Genomic DNA, 26,342 nt, shown 5'->3' with positions numbered 1-26,342 from the left:
GATCAGTAAAGGGGGATAAAAATGATTATTGAACAAATCGTTGGGAATGTTGAGGATATCCCATCCTCTGGCAGGCATATTGAAAAGGTCTATTTATCAAGCGATGATTTGGTGAAGCGCATCCAGCGGGTGACTACCGACCATGGGAAAGAGGTGGGGATTCGCTTAAAGGAGCCTAAAGATCTTATAGATGGCGATATATTATATATGGATGAACACAATATGATCGTCATAAGTGTGATGAATGATGACCTGCTGGTGATTCAGCCTGCGAATATAAAGCAAATGGGGGAGATTGCCCATCAGCTCGGGAACCGCCATCTGCCAGCTCAATTTGAAGGTGAAGATATGCTCGTCCAATTTGATTACCTTGTTCAGGAGCTCCTAGAACAATTAGATGTGCCGTATTCAAGGCAAATAAGAAAAGTAAAAAGGGCTTTCCGTCATATCGGTCATCATCATGGATAACCAGCTATTAACTTTGCTGCAATTTGGCGATTCGAACTTTCCTTCAGGAGCCTTTTCCCATTCATTTGGTCTGGAAACCTATATACAGGAAGGCATGATTCATGATAAAGAAACATGCTTTAGTTGGATTAGAATGTTTTTAGAAAAACAACTTGCTGCAACTGATGGGCTCGCCTGCCGGTTGGCTATTGATGCTTTAAGACAGAATCAAATTGAGGAGGTTTGGGCCCTCGACCGAAAGCTTTATATACAAAATATTCCTAAAGAAACCAGCCAAGCTAATAGGAGAATTGGCGAAAGGCTGATTAAAATGGGCAGGGATTTATATTCAATTCCAGTATTAGAAGATTATCAGATGAAAATAAAGCAAGGTGAAGCCTATGGACATCCTGCTATTGTATTTGCGATTATTAGTCAATTTTTAAAAATAGACCAATATCAAATTATGTTGACCTTTCTATATTCCACAGTCGGCACACTAGTTCAAAATGCGGTACGCGGTATTCCGCTTGGTCAAACAGCGGGTCAACAAGTTCTATTAGAGCTTCAGCCTTATCTTGTAGACACGGTAAAACAAATAGACAAAATGGATCATGATGATTTTGGTGCAGTTGCCCCTGGAATTGAAATTGCCCAAATGCGTCATGAGAGGCTGCATGTACGGTTATTTATGTCCTAAAAAATAAAAGAAAGAAGGGGAGAAGATGGAGCCCATTCGAATAGGAATTGGCGGGCCGGTTGGAGCAGGAAAAACCATGCTGGTCGAGCGATTAACGAGACATCTAAATGAAGAATTTAAAATGGCTGTCGTAACGAATGATATTTACACAAAGGAAGATGCCCAATTTTTAATTAAAAATAGTGTGCTGCCAGGAGACCGAATAATTGGCGTGGAAACAGGAGGCTGTCCGCATACCGCGATACGGGAAGATGCATCGATGAATTTTGCTGCGATTGATGAATTAAAGGAAAAACATCCTGACCTTTCGATTATTTTTGTCGAGAGCGGAGGGGATAACCTGGCTGCTACCTTTAGTCCGGAACTGGTCGATTTCTCTATTTACATAATTGATGTTGCCCAGGGGGAAAAAATCCCGCGTAAAGGCGGCCAAGGGATGATTAAATCAGATCTGTTTATTATCAACAAGATTGATTTGGCACCGTATGTGGGGGCGAGTTTGGAGGTCATGGAATCAGATACGAAGGCAGCTAGAGGCACCAAACCATACATTTTTACGAATTTAAAAACTGATACAGGCCTTGACCAGGTAATTGATTGGATAAAAAGGAATACGTTGTTAGTAGGATTGGGCTAGGTGAAATGTGGACTGGATACCTAAGCCTGATAGCTTCCAAAAAAGGGAATCGCACCATTTTAAAGGACTCGTATTCCGAGGGGGCTTTTAAAATCACTAGACCCGTTTACCTTACCACAAGCGGCGAGGCCTATTTTTATATCATGAATCCCGGTGGAGGCTACGTTGACGGGGATACTTATAAAATCAATATTGGGGTGGAAGAAGCAGCAAGCGCGGTTGTGACAACCCAATCCTCTACTAAAATTTATAAAACACGAAATCGACCGGCTTTTCAAGAGACGAATATCTATTTAAAAAATGGAAGTGTTTTAGAGTATTTGCCAGACCCTGTCATCGCCTATCAGAACGCTCGTTTTAAGCAGACGATGGTGGTGAAGATGGAGGTAGATGCTTCGTTCCTTTGCTCGGACATTTTTACCCCGGGCTGGGCTCCTGATGGAACTCTTTTTCAATATGACTTCCTCCAGTCAAAAATGGAAATTTACATGGGGGATCGATTGATACTTTTTGATCATGTTAAATTACAACCCGACAAAGATATTGACGGGGTTGGCATGATGGAGGGTTATACTCATTTTGGGTCTTTGATCGTTATTGATCATCGGATTAATTCAGCTGCGGTTGAGGAACTGCAAGAAAGGTTTGATGAGTACCTGGATGCTAGAATCGGAATATCGATGCTGGGCGTTCCGGGTTTTGCGGTGAGAGTTTTAGCAAATTCGACACAGGGGATTGAAAAGGTCCAATCCATCTGTCATGAAACCATCCGACGGAACATATTGAAAACAGATCCTGTTTTTCTAAGAAAATATTAATCGGCAGGTGGTTTGGACCACCGCCGATTTTTCCTTTATAATAGAAATAATACTTTACCAGTTTTGGAGGGCCAGATGACTAAATTATTTGTGGACAAGACAATTGAAATTAATGCACCTGCATCAAAGGTTTGGGATGTCTTAACAATTAGTGAATTAAATCGTCAGTGGGCAGTCGAGTTTTCAAGCGGTGGGCCAGAGTTTCATCTAGAGTCAACTTGGGAGTTAGGAAGTCCAGTCTATTGGAAAGGCCAGGACGGAACTGTAATTGTTGAAGGGAATGTAACCGCTGCCCTGCGAAACAAACTTCTCCGTTTTACTGTCTTTGATGTTCGAATGGCAGAAAGACCAAAGGTTACTGAGCAAGATGGAATTACCTTTCAATTAGATGAAGTGGAAGGCAAGACGACCCTTCATATTCTCCAAGGTGATTTTTCGGCGATGGCAGATGGTCAAATCTATCGAGATGCCAGCGCTGAAATTTGGGATAAGGTTCTGCCGAAAGTGAAAAAGATGGCGGAGGAAAACTAAAGCCGCTATTAATCGGGTTAGATATTTTTATATCTGACCTTTTTTTGTTATGGTAAAATCTTCATAAAAAGGAGTTTGGAAAATATGAATATTATTGATCTGCATTGCGATGCCTTGATGAAACTCCAAGAAGCAAAGGGCTCCTTACGATTTGCTGATGCAAAGGAACTCAATACCAATAAAAAACGGTTACAAGCCGGCCAGGTCAAAGTCCAATGCTTTGCCATCTTTATTGAGCCGGATATTAAAGGCGATCAGAAGTTTCAGGTCGCTCTTGAGCAAATTGATTATTTTTATAAGGAAGTTCTCGGCCGTAATCCAGATATGGTCCATATCAAAGAGTGGTCGGACTTTGACCGTTTGAAGCTTGGGCAGATAGGAGCGATGTTAACACTTGAGGGTGTAGATGCCATCGGAAATGATTTGGCTAAGCTTCATATTCTCTACCAGTTAGGAGTTCGGTCGGTGGGATTGACTTGGAACCAAGCAAATCTTGCTGCAGATGGTGCCGGGGAACCGCGCGGAGGAGGGCTGACTCTGTTTGGCAAGGAGATTGTTGAGTTTAATAATCAACATCAAATTCTTACGGATGTATCTCATCTGAGTGACAAAGGAATTTGGGATGTGATTGAATTAGCAAGGTATCCGATTGCTAGCCATTCCAATGCCCGCGCTCTTTGTAACCATCCTCGGAATTTAACGGACGAACAGGCGAAGGCTATGTTTACGCGAGGCGGATTGGTCCATGTGGTTTATAATCCTCCGTTTATTAAGGAAAGTGGAGTAGTGACTATTTCAGATTTGGTCAAACACATTGATCATTTTTGTTCCCTAGGCGGCGTGAAGCAAATTGGCTTGGGTTCTGATTTTGATGGTATTACTGCCTTTGTCAAGAATTTGGAAGATGCCTCTAAGAGTCAAAATCTGATTAATGAATTGTTGAAGCATTTTAAAGAGGAAGAGGTAAGAGGCTTTGCCTGCGAAAACTTTCTTAATCACCGTCCGGGAATTGGGCGTTAATTTGGATTAAAACAGGTCATCATTTTAAGAGCTTCAAACCCTTGAGAGAGAAGGGTTTGAAGCTTTTTTGTTCTTTTTTAACCCAACTGCCGATCTATTTTTTGGGAAAGGGCTGTTTCTTTAAAATAAACGAAGGATATAGTAAACATAATACATCTCAAGCAGTTTTTATAAATGTCGTTATTTAAATATAATATTTGACACAGGTTCAAAACAGACCAGACGAAGAGATGGCAAGGAATGGAAAACGTAGAGGGCTTTCAATTGCACTTACAAAACATGGAGTTTAGGAGGCTGCAGGGGTTTACAAAATGGCAAGCTCACTTGGAGGAGCATTCGGTGTTGCCATTTCTGCAGCAGTTTATGGTGCCATTGCAAATGCTGCTAGTATAGAAGCTGCTGCAGCAGGAGGAGTTATTGTCAATGTCATTTTTGGTATCCTTTCTATATTCTCTATCGTGCTAATGGTTCCCAAGAATGCAGGAAAAGAACATAAAGAAAATATACTCAACAAAAAGGCCGGTTAATGTTTCCATTAGTCGTACTAAAATGAGTAAGAATGTAATGGAGGGAAAAAGAAGATGAAAGACAAATTGATGAAAATGTTAGAAGAGCGTAAAAAAGAAATGATTGAAATTCGTCGATATCTTCATGAAAATCCTGAACTTTCATTTGAAGAAGAAAATACAAGTAAATTTATTGAAGAGTTTTATAAAGGTAAAGATGTCGAAGTACAAACCAATGTTGGCGGCGGACATGGCCTTATCCTGACCATTATAGGTGGAAAACCTGGAAAAACAATTGGGCTGCGTGCTGATTTTGATGCGCTGCCAATTTTTGAAGAAACAGATGTACCGTTTAAATCAAAAAAACCAGGTGTCATGCATGCTTGCGCTCATGATGGACATACCGCTTATCTGATGATTCTTGCTGACTGCTTAATTCAACTCAAGGATGAAATCCCTGGCAAGATTAAAATTATTCATCAACCTGCTGAGGAGGTACCGCCTGGAGGTGCAATAGGGATGATTAAATCAGGTTTACTGGATGATTTAGATCATATTTTCGGGATTCATTTACTACCGCTCGGACCAGCAGGCGTTGTCGGCTATAACAGCGGCTACGTATTTCCAGGACGTGCCTACTTTAAGTTGAAAGTTCAAGGTACAGGGGGACATGGTTCTTCTCCTCACTTAGCAAATGATGCCATTGTAGCTGCTTCCCATTTCGTAACAGCTATTCAAACGGTTGTCAGCCGCCGTTTAAACCCATTCGATATGGGGGTTATTACGATTGGTTCATTTGACGGAAAAGGAACATTCAATGTTATTAAGGATAGTGTAGTGCTCGAAGGTGATGTCCGTGCCATGACAGATGAAACTCGCGAATTAATTGAACAAGAAATTCGCCGCATCGCTAAGGGGATTGAACAAGAATTTGATGTAGCATGTGAACTTACTTATACACCAGATTATCCACCATTATATAACGATCCAGAAGTGACAGAGATGGTTGCTGGATTTTTGAAAAATGCAAATGATAAAGAAATTAAGGAAATAAGGGAATTCCCTAAGATGTCCCCATCAGAAGACTTTGCACACTATGCGAAAAAATTTCCAGCGTGCTTCTTCTACATTTGCTGCACACCAAAAGGGGTAGAAAAACCATACTTTAATCACCATCCGAAATTTGATATTGATGAAGATGCCCTATTAGTAGCCGCAAAAGCAGTCGGTCAAGTTGTTTGTGGTTATTACAAAATAGACTAACACTTTTGAAAATATTCATTTGATAACAATAAACAAAAACCTCTGTCATAAAATTTACATGCAGGGGTTCTTAACTGTATGTTGTCCTTTTTTCTCATTCATTCATTTAACTATGTTCAACCACTACGGATGAGTTTGTTGGTGCTTGAACAGAAATAAGAATTGTAGAAAATTAAGTAACTCATGCTAAAATAGGATATAGTAGGCTTTACAAAGTTAGTAGTAGGAGTGACGAAAAAGTGTATTTAACATTAGAGGAAACGGCTAAGTATTTATCGGTGTCTGTACCATATGTAGAGAAACTAATTTTACAAGGTAAAATACGAGTTTTGCATGACGAAGATGGCGTAGTAATGATCTTCAAGAATCAGTTCAAAACACATTTTGAACAGCTTGAGAAATATAAGAAATTAGTGGAGGAATTGAAGAGTGAACCAATTCCAGAGGATATAGATATAAAAGATGAGGACTAAGGCTTTTAGGTGCCTGACACCATTCGTGGACATTGTCTGTGTGGAGTGGACGAATGGGGAGATTTACCCGTAATGAGGTGATTTTTTTTGTCTAATGTTTTTATTAAAAGAATTTATGAACCTTATGATGAGATGGATGGCTGCAGGATTTTGGTTGACCGGCTGTGGCCACGCGGGATTTCAAAGGATGCAGCTAGATTATCTTTTTGGTTTAAAGAGGTAGCTCCAAGTAATGAGCTGCGGAAGTCGTTTTGTCATGTACCGGAACTTTTTGAAGAGTTTCGAACAAAGTATCTTGATGAGCTACGGACGGATAATGAGAAAGGTGATTTAGTCAATAAAATCCTTGAACTGGCTGAGGAGGATAGGGTGACTCTTTTATATGGAGCAAAAGAACCAATCTATAATCATGCTCAAGTGTTGATGGAGGAGCTTAAAAGACAGGAAGCTGGATCCTAGAACTACATCATCCTCCACACAAAAGCAGAAGGCCGAAACGTTAATGGCCGTCTGCTCTTAATTTTTCCGGAATCGTCCCATTACTTCCATCGTTTGCATGATATTCACAAACGCCTGAGGGTCAACATTTTTTATCGTATGCTTTGTTTCATTAAGCTCAAATTTAGTTATCACAGTCGTTAACATTTTCCTTTGCTTATGAGTGTAAGCCCCCTCGACATCGGTCATCGTAACCCCTCTCGCATGCAGTTGAAATAAAGCGTCCGTTAGTTCATGATACTTATCGGTTATAATCGTAATCGTCAATTTATTCTGATTGGTATAAACCATATCGACAGCACGGCCGGCCACATAGATCGCAATTATTGTATAAAGGGTAATATTCCATCCGAAAATTAGTCCAGAACTACCTACCACAAAAAGATTCATAATGGTATTTAAAAAACCAACTTGAATGTTCCTTTTTTTGGCAAGGGTTAAACTGATAATATCAGTTCCACCCGTGGACCCGCCTTGACGGATAATGAGTCCAACAGCAATTCCATAGAGAGCACCGCCAATAATCGAGGAGAGAAGAATATCCGGACTAATGGCCCGAATCGGGATGAATCGCATACTAAGTGATAAAACCAATACCGCATATCCAGTAAACAAGACAAATTTTTTTCCTAAATATTTGATCCCAACGAAAAATAATGGAATATTAATCGCGAGAATAATCAACCCCGTATTAATATGGGTAAAGTGCTGAATTAAAAAGGAGATACCCGTTACACCACCGGACGTCAGTTTATGGGGGATTAGGAAGGTATTAAAGGCAAAGCCGAAAAGAATCGAGCATAGTCCAATGACGATAATTTGAAATATTAATCGAAACAAATTAAACACCTCAGTTGTTTTTTAACCCATTTGTTATAAGTTCACATGACCCCAAGTCATTTCCATCCAAATTGGCTAAACGTAATAAGAAGCGATAAACGTTATTAAAACATTATCTTAGTTTGAGTCAATATAAAAAGTTTAATGTTAACGAATTTGTATAAAATATGTATTTTTGCAAAATAAAAACGCCTTGATTAGAGGCGTCTAAAATTAAATTACATATAAGTATACCGTTAAGAAATGTGACAGGGTTCCTAATAAAATAAAAATATGAAAAATCTCGTGGAAGCCTAGATATTTAGTTCCAAGGAACTTCGGTTTTGCCCCGTAAATGACTCCGCCGATCGTATAGAAGATTCCTCCAAGGATAAGTAAGAACAGTCCAATCGGGTTTAAGCTTCCGGTAAGTGGTGAGAAGACAAACACAATCATCCAGCCCATTGAGATGTACAAAGCAGTCGAAATCCAGCGCGGACAAGAAAACCAGACCATTTTAAAAACAACGCCGCTAATCGCAACCGCCGAGATAATTGAAAATAAAATGGCACCAGTTTTTCCGTTCAGACTAATAAAACAAAAAGGCGTATACGTTCCCGCAATCAGAACAAAAATCATCGAATGATCGAGCCGACGTAAAAAGGCGATCACTTTATCTCGTGCAATGACCATATGATATGTCGCTGAAGCAGAGTAGAGCAGGATCATACTGACACCAAAAATAATGACAGCGGTGATCGCAAGCGGAGTTGGGGTGGTCATGGACGCTTTTATGACCATCATGAGCAAACCGACAAAGGATAAAACGGCACCGGCTAAATGGGTTAATCCATTAATAGGTTCTCGAATATAATTATGCATTTATTTGCCTCCTTAACACAACAAGTAGTTTTTATAACTACTTATAATGATACCGATAAAACAGAATCTAGTCAATCTTTATCTAATTATGTATAATAATATTATCGATTAAGTTAGTGGGGTCTTTTAAAATGGAAAATATCAAACATATCATAGATTCGATAGGTCCTGAGATAAATTTAACACTGGATGAAATTCCAAACATTGATTTATATATGGACCAGGTCATTCAATTATTTGAGAATAAATTCAACGAGTCAAAGCGGAATCAAGAAGATAAGATTCTTACTAAAACCATGATTAATAACTATGCAAAGGGAAAATTGATTTTTCCGATACAAAATAAAAAATATTCAAAAGAACATCTAATTTTAATGAGCTTGATTTACCAGCTAAAGGGGGCACTATCGATCAATGATATTAAGGTGACCCTAAGCGGAATTAATAAAAAAATTATAAATGATAAAATGGAATTAGATTCTTTTTATAGTAGTTACTTACATCTAACCAACCAAAATGTTGCTGATTTTAAAGTAGATATTGGAGATAGAGTAACTCAAGTAAAGGAGGAAATCTCTGAGGACCACCAGGATGATGCTGCTTATTTAGAGCAGGTTCTGATGATTTCTACTCTAGTCCATATGAGTAATTTATACAGAAGAGCTGCTGAAAAACTAGTAGACGAAATTGTTGTTGAGAAGGAAGGGAAGCGTCAAAAATAATTTGACGCTTTTTTCATGAGATAAGAAGATATAAAAGTTTTTAACTTTGAGAATTGTCTAGCTCCAGCGCCTAGCCCCTCGAGGTCATAAGACGCTCAGGGAATGAAGGCAAAGAACGCCTTCTTTCCCTGAGCGTCTTATGCTTGTCGGGGCTGTTCAAGGCGCTTACGCTTTTCTTATGTGGCCTAAATTCCGGCGGGTCCATGGGCAGGGGCCATTGTTTCAATCCAAACATCTTGTACACCCGGCCCAACCTCAATTTCTTCTGGAGAGCAATCTTGAATTTTAATAGAGTCAGCATGATTATCGCCGCCGTAAACCTTTATACAAGCCCCTCGATTTGTAAAATCCTTGATTGTCACTCTGTTCAAAATTACATTTCTTGCTCGATATTGCACCACAATAACCGGGTTGCCTTTAAAGTCATACTCAGGGCTGCCAACCACTGTAAATTGATTAACGACCACATTTTTATAAGCGGAAACGACTAATCCCCGTGGTGTTGAATCCTTATATAAATCAGAGTATACTGGTGCAATCGCTGCCAGATTGGCAGCGATAATATTATGGGCACTCCTCGATTCTGAATCGTTCCGGTTATGGTGACCTATATGGCGGAAGTTAAAAGAACGATTATCATTGAGAGAAATGTGTCCCATGATTATCACGTTGGACGCCGCAGAAGAATTCTCGTGGGCCTTTATTTCAATTCCGCCAAAGCATCGGGCACTCGAATTATTCACTAAACAAACATTCCGCGAACCATCATCAATCTCGATTCCGTTTGAATTTGAGAAGCCCTGTTGATGAGCACGACCGCTTGGGTCGCACATATGTGAATTAGAGATAAAAATATAATCGCTGTGGTGTGTGGTAATTCCATCGTCACCAAAACCGTAGCCAGTCACATGATCAAGCCAGACATATTTGCTGCCGCCGCGGGCCCGATATCCATCACCGGCATAATTGTATAATGTTGAAGAAATATCAAAACAATGAAGTCCGGGATTCATTCCTTCCACGTCTTTCACCCAGCCGTAAGTAACATTTGCGTAGGTTAAACAGCTTGAATGGTTGCCCCATGTACTTGTCTTTTGAACATTACCGAGTCTTTCGACGTTCCAATCCAAACTTAAGCCTTGGACAAAAAGGTGATGATTTCCTTTCCAATGATTAGCGTTTGTAATTAATCTTGTACCTTTTGGGGCTTTGTCATGAAGTTTAATCGTGGTCGTGCCTGCACCTGAGCCGATAAGCGATGACCAAGACGGCAGTGTAATCCCCTTCGTGACATAAATTCCAGGAGGAACGATTACTTTAACTTGTCCGTTACCAAATGCCTTTTTAAATGCAGAGGTGCAATCTGTTTTTCCGTCCCCAACTGCTCCATAATCCACTACATTTATTTCTTTCTTAATGTTAGCAAGTAATCGCTTGTATTCCACGTCAAGCTTGTCTTTCCAATCGGGAACGACATTTCCATCATGGTCCAGTAAAATTCGGGTGGGTTCTAATAGCCGAGATCGTTCAGCAGTAAGACGAAAAATACCGCCTTCAAGTTTTTCCCGGATAGAAAATGATCTGTTTTCTTGAGGTTTTGGCACGTTTGAAAAGTTACGTGCTTGCTGAAATAAGGAATCGGTTTCTTGGATTAGTTCTTTTATATGTAGTTTGTTTCCAGTTATTTGGTCTATTAGCAATTTGTTCTGACGCGGATCATGGGTTTTATCTAAATCTGGCATTTTCTTCACTCCGTAAAGGCTTATTAAAAGTAGTATACACTGGTCAAGCTTTAAAGTGAAAAAGAACGGGTCCAATATAAATCCATCCCAATCATTTGTCTATTCGTTAAGATGGAATGACAAAAGAAGGTATATCATGGAAAGTTGGATGAATTACCGGGAATCCACAGTAGAACTATACTCCGTTTTATTGCTGTTAAAATGTCGACTCGCTCTCCATTTACTTTATATAAACGAATGTTTAGAACGGTCTTACCTAAGGTGTTGCCAAAGATAGAGAGGATATAAGTCTCTACAGAAATATAGAGAAATACGCTAAGTAAAAAGATGATTAACCTTGATGACTTAAAAATAAAGGACGGGAAAAAGATCGATACAAATGTGATAAGGAAAAGAGAAAATAACGATAAATCAAATAACCTAGCCAAAAAACGTACAAAGGGTCTTCTATTTGGATAAGTATCCTTTTTTAGTTCCTGCCAAGTGGCAGCTAAATTTACCTTTGAATCTGCGAGCTTATACTTAATGGAGGTTGCCGGAATCAGATATAGACTATTTGCCATCTGCCAATCATCCATATCTTTGTGCCAAATATAAGTTTCAGCAGGTAAGATGCCTTGTTCAAATAGTTTCCCTAATTCAAAAAAACCAACAGGTCCTTGTTGTTTATGATTGCGGATGTAAAACCAAACATTTTCTTTGGGTAATTCCATATCATCGCCCCTAACCAGGTAAATTATACCATGAGAAATTAACTGTAAATTTTTATTAGTTTAGGATAAGTTTGAACATTTATTGACATTTTTGTCAAAAAGGATAAATGAAATGATAATGAAAAATAATAACAAATGTTCGGAGGTGGAAGTGATGGAACAGAAGGATTATCAAAAAATCTACGAAGAGTATAAAGCGCAAGGTGAACAGCAGGCACAAGTTGAGGCGAATCAAGGGAATAGCTCCGGAAAAGAGGAGTTTGTTGCAGTTAGAAAAAATGATGATGGCGACATCATCGCGTTCAGAACCAGTTCTGGGCGGGAATTAGATTATCTAACCGCATTAAATGAAGCGAAGGCAGGTAAACTCGCCCATGTAGATGTTTTTCATAAATATGGCCGGGACATCATCCGGAGTGAACCGGACGGCATTAAGGAGAACAATCTGGATCATCTGCCAGAATTTTAATAGGCAGAAAAAATGCGCTAGGGCAATGCCCAGCGCATTTTATTTGCTTGCAGCTTCATATTGATTAATTTTATCCTCGTATGTTAAAGTGACGCCAATTTCATCCCAGCCATTAAGCAGCATTTGCTTAGGGTATGGAGCGATATCGAATGAAAGTTCAAAACCTTCATTGTCGTATACTTTCTGTTCCTCAAGGTCAACTGTTAATGTGTATTCAGTGGACTCAGCCTTTTTAATAATTGTCTGAACCTGATCCTCACTAGCTACAATCGCGAGAATACCATTTTTCACACAGTTGTTTTTAAAAATATCGGCATAGCTTGGAGCAATAATGACTTTAAAGCCGAAATCCTGAACTGCCCATGGGGCATGCTCACGAGAAGAGCCACAGCCAAAATTCTCGCCGGCAACTATGATCGATGCGCCTTTATATTTCGGCTCATTCAATGAAAAATCAGGACGAGGATTCCCGTTGTCATCAAAACGCCAGTTATAAAATAAAAATTGGCCGAAACCACTGCGTTCTATCCGTTTTAAAAACTGCTTAGGGATAATTTGGTCAGTATCAATATTAGAACGGTTTAATGGATAAACAAGGCCTTGGTGCACACGTAATGGTTCCATATTAAATTACCTCCTGAGCAGTAAATTGACGGACATCCACAAAATGACCGGCTACCGCTGCTGCGGCTGCCATTTCTGGACTTACAAGGTGGGTGCGGGCACCATTTCCTTGGCGTCCTTCAAAGTTTCGGTTTGAAGTAGAAGCACAGCGTCCGCCTGGTGGAACAATATCATCATTCATTGCAAGGCACATACTGCAGCCCGCTTCACGCCATTCAAATCCAGCTTTAATAAACACTTGATCAATGCCTTCTTTTTCAGCGGCAAGTTTAATACCAAATGAACCTGGAACAACAATCGCTTTAACACCAGGATTTACTTTGCGGCCGCGAATCACTTCAGCGGCTTTACGTAAATCGCTCAATCTTGAGTTCGTACAAGAACCAATAAATACATGATCGATCGCTACACTTGAAAGAGGCTGTCCAGCTTCAAGCCCCATATATTCAAGGGCACGCTTGATTTCGTCCTTTTCGCTTGCCTTTTCCTTATCGTCAGGGCTTGGTACGTTTGCTGTAACCGGGATACACATGCCAGGGTTCGTTCCCCATGTTACTTGCGGTTCAACATCAGCTGCATCAATTTCAACTACAGCATCATAAACTGCACCTTCATCTGTTGCAAGAGCACGCCATTTTTCTACAGCTTTCTCAAACTCTTCCCCTTGTGGAGCATGTCTTCTGCCGCGTACGTATTCAAAAGTGGTTTCATCGGGAGTAATCAATCCTGCTCTAGCGCCAGCCTCAATGGACATGTTACAGACCGTCATACGCTCATCCATGGAAAGGGCTCTGATTGCTTCACCAGTATATTCAATGACATAACCAGTACCAAACTGAACACCGAATTTACCGATAATCGCAAGGATTAAATCTTTTGCAGTAACGCCTGTCCCAAGTTTTCCATTAACCTTTACATTAAGGGTTTTTGGTTTTGCTTGCCAAAGGGTTTGAGTGGCAAGAACATGTTCAACTTCACTTGTACCAATACCAAAGGCCAGGGCACCAAATGCACCGTGTGTAGAGGTATGGCTGTCGCCGCAAACAATGGTTTTACCAGGTTGTGTAAGACCAAGCTCAGGCCCGATAACATGGACGATTCCGTTATCTGGATGATGAATGTCAGCAAGGGTTACTCCGAATTCCTGACAATTTTTTTGTAAGGTATCAATTTGATTTTTCGAAACAGGATCGTTAATAGTCAGCCTCTGGCGGGTTGGCACGTTATGATCCATTGTTGCAAAAGTCAGGTCAGGGCGGCGAACTTTTCGCCCGTTCATGCGCAAGCCTTCAAACGCTTGAGGGGAGGTTACTTCATGAACAAGATGTAAATCAATATATAGTAAATCTGGTTTTCCTTCTTCTTGATGAACAACATGCTGTTCCCAAATTTTTTGGATAATTGTTTTTGGTGTTTTCATAGTACACTTCCTCACTATAAGAGATTTATAGTTTTTATGGATAGAAAAATTGCGGGTAAACCATTTAATGAACTGGTTTACCCTGCAAATGAATTAATAATAACAGCTGGCGATGCATTTGGATGCATGCTGCGATTTAATATAATCAACAATCAATTTTGTCATCTCTGTTGTTCCTACTTGGCGTCCTTCTGCAATTTGAAGGTCCCCTGTATGGAATCCAGAATCGAGAACCGACTGTACGGCATCTTCAATCACTTTGGCTTCATTATTTAAATCAAATGAATATCTTAACATCATGGCAGCTGATAAAATCATCGCAGCTGGATTGGCAATTCCTTTGCCGGCGATGTCAGGTGCGGAACCATGAACTGGTTCGTACAGACCAACACCGTCTTCACGCAAGCTTGCAGAAGGGAGCATACCAATCGAGCCAGTTAAAACAGAAGCTTCATCACTTAAAATATCGCCAAAAAGATTTTCTGTCACAATGACATCAAACTGAGTTGGGTTTGTGATTAATTTCATTGCGGCAGCATCAACTAACAGATGCTCAACTACTACATCAGGATATTGAGCTTTTTTCTCCTCAACCACTTCACGCCACATCTTGCTGGATTCAAGGACATTGGCCTTATCAACCGAAGTAAGGTGCCCCGAGCGCTGCTGGGCAGCTTGGAAGCCTTTATCGACAATTCTTTCAATTTCCTTACGTGTATAAGAAAGTGTGTCGACTACAGCATTACCATTATCACGGCGTTCGCTTGGTGTACCGAAATAAAGCCCGCCCGTTAATTCACGTACAATGAGGAGGTCGCTTCCTGCCACGACTTCTTCCTTAAGCGGGGAAGCATGGAGCAGATTCTTAAATCCCTTAATTGGCCTTAAATTTGCGTATAAATCCAACGCTTTCCGAATACCAAGCAAGCCACGTTCTGGACGAAGATGGGAAGGGTTTTGATCCCATTTTGGTCCGCCTACAGCACCTAGTAAGACAGCATCTGCTTTTTTACAAGCATCGACTGTTGAATCCGGAAGGGGAGTGCCGTACTGATCAATGGCTGCTCCTCCGATTTCATGGGTTTCAAAGCTAAAACTATGATTAAATTCCTCTGCAATTGCTTGTAAGACATCTTTTGCGGAATTAATAACTTCCTTGCCAATCCCATCACCGGGAAGTAAGACAATATGTTTTTTCACTAGAAGCAACCTCCTCATTTTTATGTTTTACGATTAGCGCCTATGGGGACGCCTTTATTTTTAAGTAAGTACTTTTTTAAAGATTAAGAAAGTATAAAATCGACTTTGAAAATTGTCCAGCTCCAGCGCCCTAGCGGCTAGTGTCCTTCGCGCTCCGCCCTACGATAAGTCAACATCGAATCGCTGTCGCTCTTCGTGTTTCCTTTATCTCAGTTGGAGCACTCCAGGCCATACGCCACTGACCAGGGCGCTTGCACTTTTCTTATAGTGCTGCTGGTTCTTGAACTAATGCTGTTTGGTTAAAACAAGCACGATTGACTGCATTTAAGAAGGACCTTGCTGATGCTTCCAAAACGTCTTGGGCAGAGCCGCGGCCCGAGTAAGAGGTTCCGTTCACCGTCATCTTTACATGGACCTCAGCAAGAGCGTCGCGTCCTTGGCCAACAGAACTTAGTCTGAAATCAGTCAAATGGATTTCTTCTTCAATTAGTGCTTCAAGGGTGTTCATCAATGCTTCAACACTTCCTGATCCGGTACGCGCTGTTTCAACTCGATTACCCTCTGGAGTTGTAAGGGCAACAGTCGCAGTAGGGAGATTTGCTGAACCATAGTGCACTTGGAAAGCAACCAATTCATATTTTTTTACATCGATAGTCGCTGTCTGAATATCAGTTAAGATGGTAAATAAATCCTCATCTGTAACTTCCTTTTTACGATCGGTTAATTGTTTAAAAGAAGTAAATGCTTCAGCAAGTTTTTCAGGTGATAAGGAGTAACCTAATTGCTCGATTTTGTCCTTGAAGGCATGGCGGCCAGAATGTTTTCCAAGAACTAAGTCATTGGAAGTAACCCCGACTAATTCAGGAGTGATAATCTCATAGGTTAACGCATTTTTTAAAACGCCGTCCTGATGTATTCCTGATTCATGAGCGAAGGCATTTCTTCCTACAACTGCTTTATTAGGCGGAACAATCATCCCTGTTAAACGGCTGACCAAATCACTTGTGCGTTTAATTTCTTTTAAAACTAGATTTGTAGTATATGGATACTTATCTTTACGGATATTAAGGGCAACGGCAACTTCTTCTAAAGAGGCATTGCCGGCACGTTCCCCAATCCCGTTAATGGTACCTTCAACTTGAGTTACACCATTTTCAATTGCAGCTAATGTATTGGCAACGGCCATTCCTAAATCATCGTGACAATGACAGGAAAGGGCAGCTTTATGAATATTAGGTACATTTTCTCTGATGTAACGGAACATCCGTCCATATTCTTCAGGAGTTGTATAACCTACTGTATCCGGAAGATTAATGACAGTTGCTCCGGCATCAATGACTTTTGTAATAATTCGAACTAGAAAATCCAGATCAGAGCGGGAAGCATCTTCTGCAGACCATTCAATATGCGGAAATCTTTGTTTCGCATATCTAACCATGTCTACTGCTGTGTTAATAACCTCCTCTGGAGTTTTCATCAGCTTATATTGCATATGGATAGGGGAGGTAGCAAGAAAAACATGCAATCTAGGTTCGGCTGCACCTTTTAACGCATCCCACGCAATGTCAATGTCTGATTTTGTTGCACGTGCCAGGCCTGTAACCGAAGAGTTCTTGATTGTCTGGGCAATGGCTCTTACTGCTTCAAAATCACCTTGAGAGGAAGCCGGAAAGCCGGCCTCCATAATGTCAACCCCAAACCGTTCAAGCTGTCTGGCGATTTCTAATTTCTCAAGCTGGTTTAAATTCACACCAGGAGACTGTTCTCCATCACGTAAGGTTGTATCAAAGATGTTAACGTGAACCATTTACCACCACTTCTTTCTTCGCATTTACTGGCTTTTTAATAAATGGCATTAATGCACGAAGCTCGCGGCCGACAACCTCGATTTGGTGATTGTTTTCAGCACGGTTAATTGCGTTGAATTGTGGGCGGTTTGTTTGATTCTCTAAGATCCAGCCTTGAGCAAATTTACCAGTTTGGATATCTTTTAATACTTCTTTCATGCGTGCTTTTGTATCTTCGTTTACTACACGTGGTCCAGATACGAAATCTCCCCATTGAGCAGTGTCAGAGATAGAATAACGCATGTTTTCTAATCCACCTTCATATAAAAGGTCAACGATTAATTTCAATTCATGTAAACACTCGAAATAAGCAACTTCAGGCTGGTAACCTGCTTCTACTAGAGTTTCGAAGCCAGCTTTGATTAGGGCAGTAGCACCGCCGCAAAGAACCGCTTGTTCTCCGAATAAATCTGTTTCTGTTTCTTCTTGGAAAGTAGTTTCTAATACTCCAGCACGAGCAGAGCCGATTCCTTTTGCATAAGCAAGAGCAACATCACGTGCTTGACCAGTGTAATCTTGGTAAACAGCATATAGAGCAGGAACTCCAGCACCTTCTGTATAAGTTCGGCGAACTAAATGTCCTGGGCCTTTTGGAGCTACTAAGAATACGTCAACATCAGCAGGAGCAACGATTTGGCTGAAGTGAATGTTGAAACCATGTGCAAAAACTAATGCGTTTCCTGCTTGAAGATTCGCTTTGATGCTTTCTTCATATACTTTAGGCTGCATTTCATCTGGAAGAAGAACCATTACTACATCTGCAGCTGCAGTAGCTTCTGCAACAGGGCGAACGTCTAAACCATCTTCAACTGCTTTATCCCATGATTTTCCTTCGCGTAAACCAATTACTACATCAAAGCCGCTTTCTTTTAAGTTAAGTGCATGAGCATGACCTTGAGAGCCGTATCCGATTACTGCGATTTTCTTTCCTTGTAAAACTTCCTCTTGAATATCTCCGTTATAAAGTACCTTTACCATTATGAATCATCCTCTCAGATATATTGTTATTTTAATAGTGAATATGTTGCTAGGTCGTTTACTTGTGGCTGGTGCCCACGCTGGAGGGCAGTCAGACCGGTTCTTGCAATTTCCTTAATGCCGTAGGGGCGAAGCATTTCAATCAAGGCATCAATTTTATCAGGACGTCCTGTAATTTGGACGGCGAGACTGTCTTTGCTTACATCAATAATTAAGGCACGGAACGGATCAATAATCCCGTTGATTTCACTGCGCAATTGGCTGTTGGATGCTACTTTTATTAGGGCAAGTTCTCTTGCGACAATCGCTTTATCAGTAATATCGGATACCTTTAAAACATCAATTTGCTTGTTTAATTGTTTTGTTACCTGTTCAAGACGCTGTTCGTCTTCAACTTCAACTACCAATGTCATTTTTGAAATTCCCTCGGTTTCGGAAGGGCCAACCGAAATACTTTCAATATTGAACTGGCGTCTTTGCAGGAGTCCGGTTACACGGTTAAGGACACCGCTTCGGTCTTGAACAGTTGCTGTTATGATCCGTTTCATGGTTTCACCCCCAACATTTCATGAATTCCTTTACCAGGGGCAATCATCGGGAATACTTTTTCTTGCTGAAGGACACGGCAATCAACTAATACCGGACCATTATGGGCAAATACTTCCGGTAAAACCGTGATCAGTTCTTCCTGATTGTTAACCCGATAACCCTTAATTGAATAGCTGTCAGCAAGTTTGACAAAATCAGGCTGTGTATGAAGAATCGATTCTGAAATACGATTTCCATGTAAAAGTTCCTGCCATTGGCGAACCATTCCTAGGGCGCCGTTGTTGACAATAATAATTTTTACAGGAAGGTTTCTTTCATATATAATCGACAATTCCTGAAGTGTCATTTGGAAGCCGCCATCGCCAACAATTGCTACAACGGTACTATCTGGTTCGGCGATTTGTGCGCCAATTGCGGCAGGGAAACCAAAGCCCATTGTTCCTAGTCCGCCAGAGGTAATCCAGCGATGTGGCTGCTTAAAGGTGTAATATTGTGCTGCCCACATTTGGTGCTGACCGACATCAGTAGCAACGATGGCGTCACCATTAGTAACTTTATGGACTGCTTCGATTACCCATTGCGGACACATTCCGTTTGGATCATGTTTATACCAAAGCGGATACTCCTGTTTGTTCTGGCTCAGTTTTTCCAGCCATTCAGCAGCTTTAGGTGATTCAATTTCATGATTAAGCAGTTCGCTAAGTGCCTCTTTCGTATCAGAAACGATTGGAAGATGTGTTGGAACATTTTTACCAATTTCAGCAGGATCGATATCGATATGGGCAACCTTCGCAAATGGGGCGAAGTGTTTAAGATTCCCTGTTAGTCTGTCATCGAATCGGGCACCAAAGTTGATTAGCAGGTCACATTCGTAAATCGCCATGTTTGCTGCATAGGTTCCATGCATTCCACCCATTCCTAACGAAAGGGGATTATCTGCAGGAAATGTACCAAGTCCAAGTAAAGTAGTGACTACTGGGATTTGGTGTTTTTCCGCAAAAGCAGTTAATTCAGCGGATGCTTTTCCATGAAGGACACCGGCGCCCGAAAGAATTAATGGCTTGATAGCTTTTGAAATCGATTCGGCAAGCTTTTTAATTTGTAATGGATTTGGCTTTGTTGTTGGCTGATATCCAGGTAAATTAATGCTTGCTTCCTCAAATTCCTGGGTTAAAAATCCAGCTGAGATATCTTTCGGGACATCCACTACGACTGGTCCTGGCCGCCCTGTAGAAGCAATATGAAAAGCTTCTTTGACGATGCGCGGTAAGTCCTCAACGGATTGGACCTGAAAGTTATGTTTGGTAATTGGTGTCGTGATCGCCATAATATCTGCTTCTTGGAAGGCGTCTGTTCCGATGATGTTTCGTGCAACCTGCCCAGTGAAAACGACAAGCGGCAGGGAATCCATCATTGCATCCGTTATGCCTGTAACAAGGTTGGTTGCTCCAGGCCCTGAGGTAGCAATGACCACTCCAGGTTTGCCTGTAACGCGGGCATAACCTTCGGCTGCATGAATCATTCCTTGTTCATGTCGGAAGAGAATATGCTCGATTGTTCCTTTGGCACGGTATATGGCGTCGTAAATTGGAAGAACGGCACCACCAGGATATCCAAACAGTGTTTCTACACCTTCTTTTTTCAGTAAGTCGATGAGAAGGTCTGCACCGGTTCTCGGTTCTGTAGTTGTTTGGACCTCAAGCTTTTTTGCTTCTACTTTCACGTCATAATCCCTCCTTAAAGGTATAAATTGAATGTAGATATCGAAAAATAATGAATTTTTAAGTAAATGTCGTTTTTTGTATTATAATATAGAAATTTGTAAATAAACAGATAATTTTATTAATAAAATGTTGGAATTTTACAATAAATCTTTATACACAGTCAAAAAGGCCCATTCTCCACGAATTAACTGCAAAAACGAAAACATAAGCAGAATAATCGGGGAGAAAAGGCCTTTCATTTTCTCGGTACCACCCGTTTTTTACAGTATCCTTACGAATACTGCCTTAGGAAGCGACAACTAATTAGAACGCTTCTTTTGGTAACAGGTGCTTTAAAAATAACACCTGATTGAGCCTACTTTATAAAATATTTCAGCCCAACACTCAGGGATGATGTCAGAATAAGTTGTATTACTGGGCTTCCAGCAACCCCAGCTCTCTGAAAATACAAGATCTTATTCCTTTATTCCCGTCATCGATTTAATTATTATTTTGTCAGATTATCATCATTATCACTTTTAGTACCTTATCTTCCTTAGGGAAGGGGAGGGGTACTAACGATTCCCGTGCTTTAGCTTTGGCAATCATGCCGTTATTTTATATCTTCATTATGCCGCCAGTATTAGCAGAAGTAACAAGCTTCGCATATTTTGCTAGATAACCAGTTTTAATTTTTGGTTCTGGTTTAACCCATGCCTTGCGTCTTTCAGCTAACACTTCATCATCAACAACAAGTTCAATTGAACGTGTTTCTAAATCAATTAAAATCTTGTCACCATTTTCAACGAGGGCAATTGGTCCGCCTTCTGCAGCTTCCGGAGAGATATGACCAATCGAAATTCCACGGCTTGCACCCGAGAATCGGCCGTCCGTGATAAGGGCAACTTCTTTACCTAGTCCACGTCCCATAATAGCGGATGTAGGAGCAAGCATTTCCGGCATTCCTGGTCCGCCTTTAGGCCCTTCATAGCGTATTACCACTACGTGGCCAGCTTTCACAGTGCCGTTATTAATGTTTTCTTGTGCTTCTTCTTGAGAATCAAACACGATGGCTTCTCCTAAGAAGGTCTTAATAGAAGGATCAACTGCACCAACCTTGATGACGGCACCATCAGGAGCAATGTTTCCATATAGGATGGATAGTCCACCAACTGGGCTATATGGATTGTCTTTAGTCCGAATGACCGCCTCATTTGTGATTGTTGCTTCCTTCACATTTTCATGAAGAGTTTTTCCTGTAATGGTTAGGCAATTATCATGTAATGCGCCTTCTACTTTATAAAGCTCATTGATGATTGCACTTACACCGCCGGCACGATGAACATCGTCCATAGAATAATCAGATGCTGGCATAATCTTTGCAAGATAAGGGACTCTTTCAGCGATTTTGTTAATTTCGCGAAGATCGTAATCAATCCCTGCTTCATGAGCGATGGCTAATGTGTGTAACACTGTATTAGTGGAGCCGCCCATTGCCATATCTAGTGCAAAGGCATTATCAATGGCTTCTCTTGTAATGATGTCACGTGGTTTAATATCATTTTTAATTAATTCAATAAGATGTCTAGCGGCTTGCTTAATTAGTTGGTGTCTTTCTTCTGAAGTAGCAACCATCGTCCCGTTACCAGGAACGGTCATTCCTAAAACTTCCATTAAACAGTTCATTGAGTTTGCTGTGAACATTCCGGAACATGAGCCGCAAGTAGGGCAGGCATTTGTTTCAATCTCAAGTAACTGCTGCTGGCTAATTGTGCCGTTGTGGTAGGCACCAACACCTTCAAAAACTGAAGTAAGGGAAAGATTTTTTCCTGTTGATGGTGAAACACCAGCCTCCATTGGACCACCTGATACAAAAACAGATGGTACGTTCGTTCTTGCGGCAGCCATTAACATCCCTGGTGTGATTTTGTCACAGTTTGGAATGTAAAAAACACCGTCAAACCAGTGTGCGTTGATTACAGTTTCAGCACTGTCCGCGATAATTTCACGGCTTGGAAGGGAGTAGCGCATGCCAATATGTCCCATTGCAATTCCGTCATCGACGCCGATTGTATTAAATTCAAAAGGAATACCTCCAGCTTCACGGATCGCTTCTTTCACTATTTCACCGAAATGATTAAGGTGTTTATGTCCTGGGATAATGTCAATATACGAGTTACACACCCCGATAAATGGCTTTTCAAGGTCACTCGTTTTTACCCCGGTTGCATATAATAGACTGCGGTGGGGAGCACGATCAATTCCCTTTTTAATCATATCGCTTCGCATTTTCTTAGCTCCTAACTGACAATGGTATGGTCTGTATCTTGGGTAACAAGCCACTCCGTCGTTTGTTACATTTCATCTTGTTAATGATTGATGATTTATTTTCGATAATCATACAACCAATCGAGAACATGGTCAATATAAAAATCTGACAATTCAAACAAATCAATTAATCTGGTAGCGTTTTCATCATTGGTCTGATAAGGAATTTATAAATAAAAAATTTTTAAAAAATTTTTTATTCTTTGAAACTGAGGAGAGGAAATTCGAAGAAATTTCAGTAGTAAGTAGGGGGGAGGAGAATAAAAGTCCAGTTGAAAACTACTATGCTAATAGGTAAAAATGTTAGATTAATATAGTAGTTTATCAACCAATTTTTGCTAAATATTCATATACTTGTCGTAAATATCGGAAGCCTTTTTCTTCTGCTAACTGTAAATAATGTCTCCAAACTTTTGCTGTCATGATGGCATCACTAAGGGCATGGTGGCGATTTTCTACCTCAATGCCACATTCCTCGCAAACTTCTTCAAGCGGGGCTGATTTCATATAGGGGTTTGATAGGCGGATGAGAAAAGAAGTATCGACAATCCGATGGTCGAATCTTGTTCGTAACGCGTCGCTGGTGATTCTCTTCATAAACGCCTGCTCGTGACTGGCATGGTGTGCAACTAGAAGATCGCTTTTAATAAATTGAAAGAATTGCATTAACGCATCTTTAGCAATCGGGGCAGTACTTAAATCTTTTTCGTAAATATTCGTTAAAGCAGAAATTTCACTTGATAATGGAAGATTCGATTTTACTAATGTATAAAAGGTCTCCTGTTCCTTTAATTGGCCTCCTGTCATTTTGACCGCACCAATCGAAATGATTTGGTCCCCCTTTTCGGGGTAAAAACCGGTCGTTTCTAAATCGAAGACCACAACCCTTAATTCTTTTAACGGAACGTCCAAACTGTTCTTTTCTTTCATTTCTCTTTGAATTTCTCTAAGGAAAGCCATTTGCTGCAGAGAGGATTGATTTGGTAAGCTGGCAAATAGATTTGAATTTGCTCTTCCAGATATTTGGCGGAAAAATTGGATCATATCATTCATTCTCATCTGAATCATCCTTTTCTATTAACCTTTTCATATTATGAAAGAGGACTGCACCGTTTTTAATGATTTCTTTAACCTCTCTGATCTGTTCTTTTGTCAGGCGGCTGACAGCTAAATAATGACCTGAGTCATAGTCCTTATGGTCAGAAAATAATAATCGGTAGGTTAGCAGCTTTAAAAACTGTTTTTTGAAAAAAGCTTTATCACTCGCAGGAAAATAGGAATCTGGTATTTTTTCAAGACGCAAAAGAGATGAGGTTTCGTACAATTTTTCTTTCATGGAGAGAAGACGGATTGCATTTACATATGGAAAAAGACCAATTTCTTTGATATTTAGTTTTCCGGCATGGGCCCCGTGTGTTTCTGCGAGAAGCTGGCCCAATACGTTGATTCCTTTTTTGAGATGAAGGGTATTGCTTAAAGATTTCATCAGTAAGTGATGTTGGTTCATGTTTTGATAAATATGTTCCTTTAACATTTCAACATAGGCGACATCGCCATAAATAGATCTTCCGTCTAGAAAAATGAGCAGATAGCGGATCGATTCCCAGGTTGATTCCAGCATCCATTTTGATAATTGCTGCTTCCATTCATTAAGTGATTTACACCAGAACGGGTTGCTGGCCATTACGCCGCCGTCACAATATCTGTACCCTGCTTGATAGAGTCCTCTGGAGATTTCTTTTCCTAATGTTAGAAAGTAAGATTTGGCCTCGTCCGATGAATCGAGATAAATAATTCCATGGTCTTGGTCACTCCACACCGATTGTTCCATCCTGCCAGCACTGCCCATGACGAAGAATGTGAAGGGTGAAGGAGGAGGTCCATGCTGGCTCGAAACTTGATTAATAGCGATATCCGCCACACTGTGGATTAATTCATCATGAAATTCATTTAGTTTAAAATGATCATGGCATACGTTTTTCATATTTTCGTCGCGAAGCTGAACTAGTTCCGTATATGGGTCAAGTTGCACATGTACACCCCCAAAATTCAAATAGCAGTCAATCCTTATTAAAGGGATTGACTGCGTTTCATTATTCATTTCTTATTGAATTTTAAATTGTTGTTCTGCTTTTACCAATTCAGGGTATCCGTAGCTGCCATGCTCGCTCATATCAAGACCAATAATTTCTTCTTCTTCAGTGACACGTAATCCATTCATTACTTTTTTCATCGCAGCTAAAAGAATGAAGGAGACAATAAAAGCAAAGGCTGCACAAGTGAAAACCCCTAATGCTTGAACACCGAGCTGATGTAATCCGCCCCCATAAAATAAACCGGGCTTACCAACAGTGGCTAATTCTTTTGTCGCGAAGAATCCATTAGATAAGGTCCCCCAAACCCCGGCAGTTCCGTGAACAGATAGAGCGGCAATTGGATCGTCAATTTTAATCTTCTCAAAGAATCTGATACTATAAAACACTAATATTCCAGCGATAAAACCAATTAATACTGCTGCCCATGTTTCTACGAAAGCGCAGGAAGCTGTTATCGCTACAAGACCCGCTAAAGCACCGTTTAACATCATTGGAACATCTGCTTTCCCTAATACGATCCAAGAAACGATCATCGCTGCAATGGTTCCAGCTGCAGCTGCAAGGTTGGTATTCATAGCAACAAATCCGAAGAACCCTTTGTCAACAGATAACGTACTACCTGCATTGAATCCGAACCAGCCAACCCATAATAGTAAGACGCTCAAAGCTGTGAATACTTGGTTATGTCCTGCTAGGTTATTAGCGGAACCGTCTTTGTTATATTTTCCAATCCGTGGTTTTAATAGAATGGTAGCCGCAAGTGCCGCCATTGCACCGGTTAAGTGAACAACTGTCGATCCAGCAAAGTCTTGTTTGCCATGCTCAGCTAACCAGCCGCCGCCCCAAATCCAGTGAGCGATAGGAGGGTAAACGATGACGGAAAATAGTACTGCAAATACAAGATATGCACTTAGTTTAGCCCGTTCAGCAAATCCGCCAAATGCGATTGTTAGTGAAATACCTGCAAAGGCTAATTGGAATAAGAAGAAAACTGCGCCGGAAAGTGATAAACTATCCATGTCATAGCCTGAATATAAGAAATTCGAGAAACCAATCAGTGAGTTACCTTTACCGAAAATTAAACCAAAACCAACTGCCCAAAATATAATTGAACTGATACTAAATGTTAGTATGGTTTTGCCCGCTATATGTCCTGCATTTTTCATCCGGGTTGATCCTGTTTCTAAGAGGATGAAACCGCCGATCATTAAAATAACTAGTACCGCTCCTAACATAACCCAAAGACTGTTCATTAAGAATGTAGTATCCATTTATATTCCCCCTTATTAATAATGTTAATTTTTATAACAACCTCTGTAGTTGTAACTTTACAATAATCTGGAGGTGCTATCTATAA

At 40.6% G+C, this 26,342-nt stretch carries 27 protein-coding genes; 12 read left to right on the top strand and 15 right to left on the bottom strand.

Annotation, left to right across the window (positions count from 1 at the left end; translation table 11 throughout):
- The first annotated feature begins 21 nt into the window (after positions 1-21).
- The 10 genes from ureE to AAHB15_RS06055 all read left to right on the top strand — a co-directional run bounded on the left by ureE (position 22) and on the right by AAHB15_RS06055 (position 6,854).
- Positions 22-468, top strand: coding sequence for an urease accessory protein UreE (gene ureE / locus AAHB15_RS06100; RefSeq protein ID WP_335573002.1), 447 nt, complete (start codon positions 22-24; stop codon positions 466-468).
- Positions 461-1,147, top strand: a complete 687-nt coding sequence (locus tag AAHB15_RS06095; RefSeq protein ID WP_335573001.1) for an urease accessory protein UreF — start codon at positions 461-463, stop codon at positions 1,145-1,147. The genes ureE and AAHB15_RS06095 overlap by 8 nt, the downstream gene beginning before the upstream one ends.
- A gap of 25 nt (positions 1,148-1,172) precedes the next feature.
- A complete protein-coding gene (ureG, locus tag AAHB15_RS06090; protein WP_335573000.1) occupies positions 1,173-1,784 on the top strand; it encodes an urease accessory protein UreG in 612 nt (203 codons plus the stop codon).
- On the top strand, positions 1,745-2,602 hold the full coding sequence (locus AAHB15_RS06085) for an urease accessory protein UreD (RefSeq protein ID WP_342041997.1): 858 nt from the start codon (positions 1,745-1,747) through the stop codon (positions 2,600-2,602). The genes ureG and AAHB15_RS06085 overlap by 40 nt, the downstream gene beginning before the upstream one ends.
- Before the next feature lie 75 nt (positions 2,603-2,677).
- On the top strand, positions 2,678-3,133 hold the full coding sequence (locus AAHB15_RS06080; RefSeq protein ID WP_335572998.1) for an SRPBCC family protein: 456 nt from the start codon (positions 2,678-2,680) through the stop codon (positions 3,131-3,133).
- An 84-nt stretch (positions 3,134-3,217) separates the two neighbouring features.
- Entirely contained in the window at positions 3,218-4,153 is a 936-nt protein-coding gene (locus AAHB15_RS06075; RefSeq protein ID WP_335572997.1) for a dipeptidase, read from the top strand.
- Between the two features lie 311 nt (positions 4,154-4,464).
- Positions 4,465-4,680, top strand: coding sequence for a hypothetical protein (locus tag AAHB15_RS06070; protein ID WP_342041996.1), 216 nt, complete (start codon positions 4,465-4,467; stop codon positions 4,678-4,680).
- A 54-nt stretch (positions 4,681-4,734) separates the two neighbouring features.
- A complete protein-coding gene (locus AAHB15_RS06065) occupies positions 4,735-5,922 on the top strand; it encodes an amidohydrolase (protein WP_342041995.1) in 1,188 nt (395 codons plus the stop codon).
- A 239-nt stretch (positions 5,923-6,161) separates the two neighbouring features.
- Positions 6,162-6,395: an excisionase family DNA-binding protein gene (locus AAHB15_RS06060; RefSeq protein ID WP_098527370.1), complete on the top strand. Its 234-nt coding sequence runs from the start codon at positions 6,162-6,164 to the stop codon at positions 6,393-6,395.
- 87 nt (positions 6,396-6,482) lie between these two features.
- The gene (locus AAHB15_RS06055; RefSeq protein ID WP_335572994.1) at positions 6,483-6,854 is read left to right on the top strand and encodes a DUF488 domain-containing protein; all 372 of its coding nucleotides are present in this window, start codon (positions 6,483-6,485) and stop codon (positions 6,852-6,854) included.
- A 57-nt stretch (positions 6,855-6,911) separates the two neighbouring features.
- Here the strand turns inward: AAHB15_RS06055 and AAHB15_RS06050 are convergent, their stop codons facing one another.
- Positions 6,912-7,733 (bottom strand): YitT family protein, encoded by an 822-nt coding sequence (locus AAHB15_RS06050; RefSeq protein ID WP_176541032.1) that lies wholly within the window; start codon positions 7,731-7,733, stop codon positions 6,912-6,914.
- A gap of 213 nt (positions 7,734-7,946) precedes the next feature.
- Positions 7,947-8,594 (bottom strand): PAQR family membrane homeostasis protein TrhA, encoded by a 648-nt coding sequence (trhA, locus tag AAHB15_RS06045; protein WP_342041994.1) that lies wholly within the window; start codon positions 8,592-8,594, stop codon positions 7,947-7,949.
- A gap of 131 nt (positions 8,595-8,725) precedes the next feature.
- Between trhA and AAHB15_RS06040 the strand changes: the two genes are divergently transcribed.
- Positions 8,726-9,316 (top strand): DUF1836 domain-containing protein, encoded by a 591-nt coding sequence (locus AAHB15_RS06040; RefSeq protein WP_342041993.1) that lies wholly within the window; start codon positions 8,726-8,728, stop codon positions 9,314-9,316.
- 185 nt (positions 9,317-9,501) lie between these two features.
- Here AAHB15_RS06040 and AAHB15_RS06035 read toward each other — a convergent pair whose 3' ends face one another.
- Together AAHB15_RS06035 and AAHB15_RS06030 are read right to left on the bottom strand one after the other, a co-directional pair.
- On the bottom strand, positions 9,502-11,058 hold the full coding sequence (locus AAHB15_RS06035; protein WP_335572991.1) for a glycosyl hydrolase family 28-related protein: 1,557 nt from the start codon (positions 11,056-11,058) through the stop codon (positions 9,502-9,504).
- A gap of 134 nt (positions 11,059-11,192) precedes the next feature.
- Positions 11,193-11,771, bottom strand: coding sequence for an RDD family protein (locus tag AAHB15_RS06030; protein ID WP_342041992.1), 579 nt, complete (start codon positions 11,769-11,771; stop codon positions 11,193-11,195).
- A 154-nt stretch (positions 11,772-11,925) separates the two neighbouring features.
- On the opposite strand from AAHB15_RS06030, the gene AAHB15_RS06025 reads away from it, so the two are divergent.
- The gene (locus AAHB15_RS06025) at positions 11,926-12,240 is read left to right on the top strand and encodes a DUF3892 domain-containing protein (RefSeq protein WP_144563301.1); all 315 of its coding nucleotides are present in this window, start codon (positions 11,926-11,928) and stop codon (positions 12,238-12,240) included.
- Positions 12,241-12,279: 39 nt separating this feature from the next.
- Here the strand turns inward: AAHB15_RS06025 and leuD are convergent, their stop codons facing one another.
- From leuD to AAHB15_RS05970, 11 genes are all read right to left on the bottom strand, one after another.
- The gene (gene leuD / locus AAHB15_RS06020; RefSeq protein ID WP_098527362.1) at positions 12,280-12,864 is read right to left on the bottom strand and encodes a 3-isopropylmalate dehydratase small subunit; all 585 of its coding nucleotides are present in this window, start codon (positions 12,862-12,864) and stop codon (positions 12,280-12,282) included.
- A gap of 1 nt (position 12,865) precedes the next feature.
- Positions 12,866-14,284, bottom strand: a complete 1,419-nt coding sequence (leuC, locus tag AAHB15_RS06015) for a 3-isopropylmalate dehydratase large subunit (protein WP_335572989.1) — start codon at positions 14,282-14,284, stop codon at positions 12,866-12,868.
- A gap of 93 nt (positions 14,285-14,377) precedes the next feature.
- Entirely contained in the window at positions 14,378-15,484 is a 1,107-nt protein-coding gene (gene leuB / locus AAHB15_RS06010) for a 3-isopropylmalate dehydrogenase (protein ID WP_335572988.1), read from the bottom strand.
- A gap of 262 nt (positions 15,485-15,746) precedes the next feature.
- Positions 15,747-17,291 (bottom strand): 2-isopropylmalate synthase, encoded by a 1,545-nt coding sequence (locus tag AAHB15_RS06005; RefSeq protein WP_342041991.1) that lies wholly within the window; start codon positions 17,289-17,291, stop codon positions 15,747-15,749.
- Positions 17,278-18,309: a ketol-acid reductoisomerase gene (gene ilvC / locus AAHB15_RS06000; protein WP_342041990.1), complete on the bottom strand. Its 1,032-nt coding sequence runs from the start codon at positions 18,307-18,309 to the stop codon at positions 17,278-17,280. Before ilvC ends, AAHB15_RS06005 begins: the two co-directional genes overlap by 14 nt.
- 26 nt (positions 18,310-18,335) lie before the next feature.
- Complete coding sequence (gene ilvN, locus AAHB15_RS05995; RefSeq protein ID WP_098527357.1) at positions 18,336-18,857, bottom strand: acetolactate synthase small subunit; 522 nt, start codon at positions 18,855-18,857, stop codon at positions 18,336-18,338.
- Positions 18,854-20,581, bottom strand: coding sequence for a biosynthetic-type acetolactate synthase large subunit (gene ilvB, locus AAHB15_RS05990; protein ID WP_342041989.1), 1,728 nt, complete (start codon positions 20,579-20,581; stop codon positions 18,854-18,856). Before ilvB ends, ilvN begins: the two co-directional genes overlap by 4 nt.
- A gap of 598 nt (positions 20,582-21,179) precedes the next feature.
- Positions 21,180-22,850 (bottom strand): dihydroxy-acid dehydratase, encoded by a 1,671-nt coding sequence (gene ilvD / locus AAHB15_RS05985; protein WP_342041988.1) that lies wholly within the window; start codon positions 22,848-22,850, stop codon positions 21,180-21,182.
- Between the two features lie 363 nt (positions 22,851-23,213).
- Positions 23,214-23,948 (bottom strand): exonuclease domain-containing protein, encoded by a 735-nt coding sequence (locus tag AAHB15_RS05980; protein WP_335572984.1) that lies wholly within the window; start codon positions 23,946-23,948, stop codon positions 23,214-23,216.
- The gene (locus AAHB15_RS05975; protein ID WP_342041987.1) at positions 23,935-24,921 is read right to left on the bottom strand and encodes a DUF294 nucleotidyltransferase-like domain-containing protein; all 987 of its coding nucleotides are present in this window, start codon (positions 24,919-24,921) and stop codon (positions 23,935-23,937) included. Before AAHB15_RS05975 ends, AAHB15_RS05980 begins: the two co-directional genes overlap by 14 nt.
- 72 nt (positions 24,922-24,993) lie before the next feature.
- Entirely contained in the window at positions 24,994-26,256 is a 1,263-nt protein-coding gene (locus AAHB15_RS05970) for an ammonium transporter (protein ID WP_251565223.1), read from the bottom strand.
- Positions 26,257-26,342: the final 86 nt, after the last annotated feature.

It is taken from the genome of Bacillus sp. OTU2372, assembly GCF_038440275.1.
Taxonomy (GTDB): Bacteria; Bacillota; Bacilli; order Bacillales; family Cytobacillaceae; genus Neobacillus; species Neobacillus bataviensis_B.
This window is presented reverse-complemented; position numbering and strand designations above follow the sequence as displayed.

Excerpts from the sequence above, each read along its gene's own strand:
- ureE (WP_335573002.1), top strand. The coding sequence starts at position 22 with ATGATTATTGAACAAATCGTTGGGAATGTTGAGGATATCCCATCCTCT.
- AAHB15_RS06095 (WP_335573001.1), top strand. The coding sequence starts at position 461 with ATGGATAACCAGCTATTAACTTTGCTGCAATTTGGCGATTCGAACTTT.
- ureG (WP_335573000.1), top strand. The coding sequence starts at position 1,173 with ATGGAGCCCATTCGAATAGGAATTGGCGGGCCGGTTGGAGCAGGAAAA.
- AAHB15_RS06080 (WP_335572998.1), top strand. The coding sequence starts at position 2,678 with ATGACTAAATTATTTGTGGACAAGACAATTGAAATTAATGCACCTGCA.
- AAHB15_RS06075 (WP_335572997.1), top strand. The coding sequence starts at position 3,218 with ATGAATATTATTGATCTGCATTGCGATGCCTTGATGAAACTCCAAGAA.
- AAHB15_RS06070 (WP_342041996.1), top strand. The coding sequence starts at position 4,465 with ATGGCAAGCTCACTTGGAGGAGCATTCGGTGTTGCCATTTCTGCAGCA.
- AAHB15_RS06065 (WP_342041995.1), top strand. The coding sequence starts at position 4,735 with ATGAAAGACAAATTGATGAAAATGTTAGAAGAGCGTAAAAAAGAAATG.
- trhA (WP_342041994.1), bottom strand. The coding sequence starts at position 8,594 with ATGCATAATTATATTCGAGAACCTATTAATGGATTAACCCATTTAGCC.
- AAHB15_RS06040 (WP_342041993.1), top strand. The coding sequence starts at position 8,726 with ATGGAAAATATCAAACATATCATAGATTCGATAGGTCCTGAGATAAAT.
- AAHB15_RS06035 (WP_335572991.1), bottom strand. The coding sequence starts at position 11,058 with ATGCCAGATTTAGATAAAACCCATGATCCGCGTCAGAACAAATTGCTA.
- AAHB15_RS06030 (WP_342041992.1), bottom strand. The coding sequence starts at position 11,771 with ATGGAATTACCCAAAGAAAATGTTTGGTTTTACATCCGCAATCATAAA.
- AAHB15_RS06025 (WP_144563301.1), top strand. The coding sequence starts at position 11,926 with ATGGAACAGAAGGATTATCAAAAAATCTACGAAGAGTATAAAGCGCAA.
- leuD (WP_098527362.1), bottom strand. The coding sequence starts at position 12,864 with ATGGAACCATTACGTGTGCACCAAGGCCTTGTTTATCCATTAAACCGT.
- leuC (WP_335572989.1), bottom strand. The coding sequence starts at position 14,284 with ATGAAAACACCAAAAACAATTATCCAAAAAATTTGGGAACAGCATGTT.
- AAHB15_RS06005 (WP_342041991.1), bottom strand. The coding sequence starts at position 17,291 with ATGGTTCACGTTAACATCTTTGATACAACCTTACGTGATGGAGAACAG.
- ilvC (WP_342041990.1), bottom strand. The coding sequence starts at position 18,309 with ATGGTAAAGGTACTTTATAACGGAGATATTCAAGAGGAAGTTTTACAA.
- ilvN (WP_098527357.1), bottom strand. The coding sequence starts at position 18,857 with ATGAAACGGATCATAACAGCAACTGTTCAAGACCGAAGCGGTGTCCTT.
- ilvD (WP_342041988.1), bottom strand. The coding sequence starts at position 22,850 with ATGCGAAGCGATATGATTAAAAAGGGAATTGATCGTGCTCCCCACCGC.
- AAHB15_RS05980 (WP_335572984.1), bottom strand. The coding sequence starts at position 23,948 with ATGAGAATGAATGATATGATCCAATTTTTCCGCCAAATATCTGGAAGA.
- AAHB15_RS05970 (WP_251565223.1), bottom strand. The coding sequence starts at position 26,256 with ATGGATACTACATTCTTAATGAACAGTCTTTGGGTTATGTTAGGAGCG.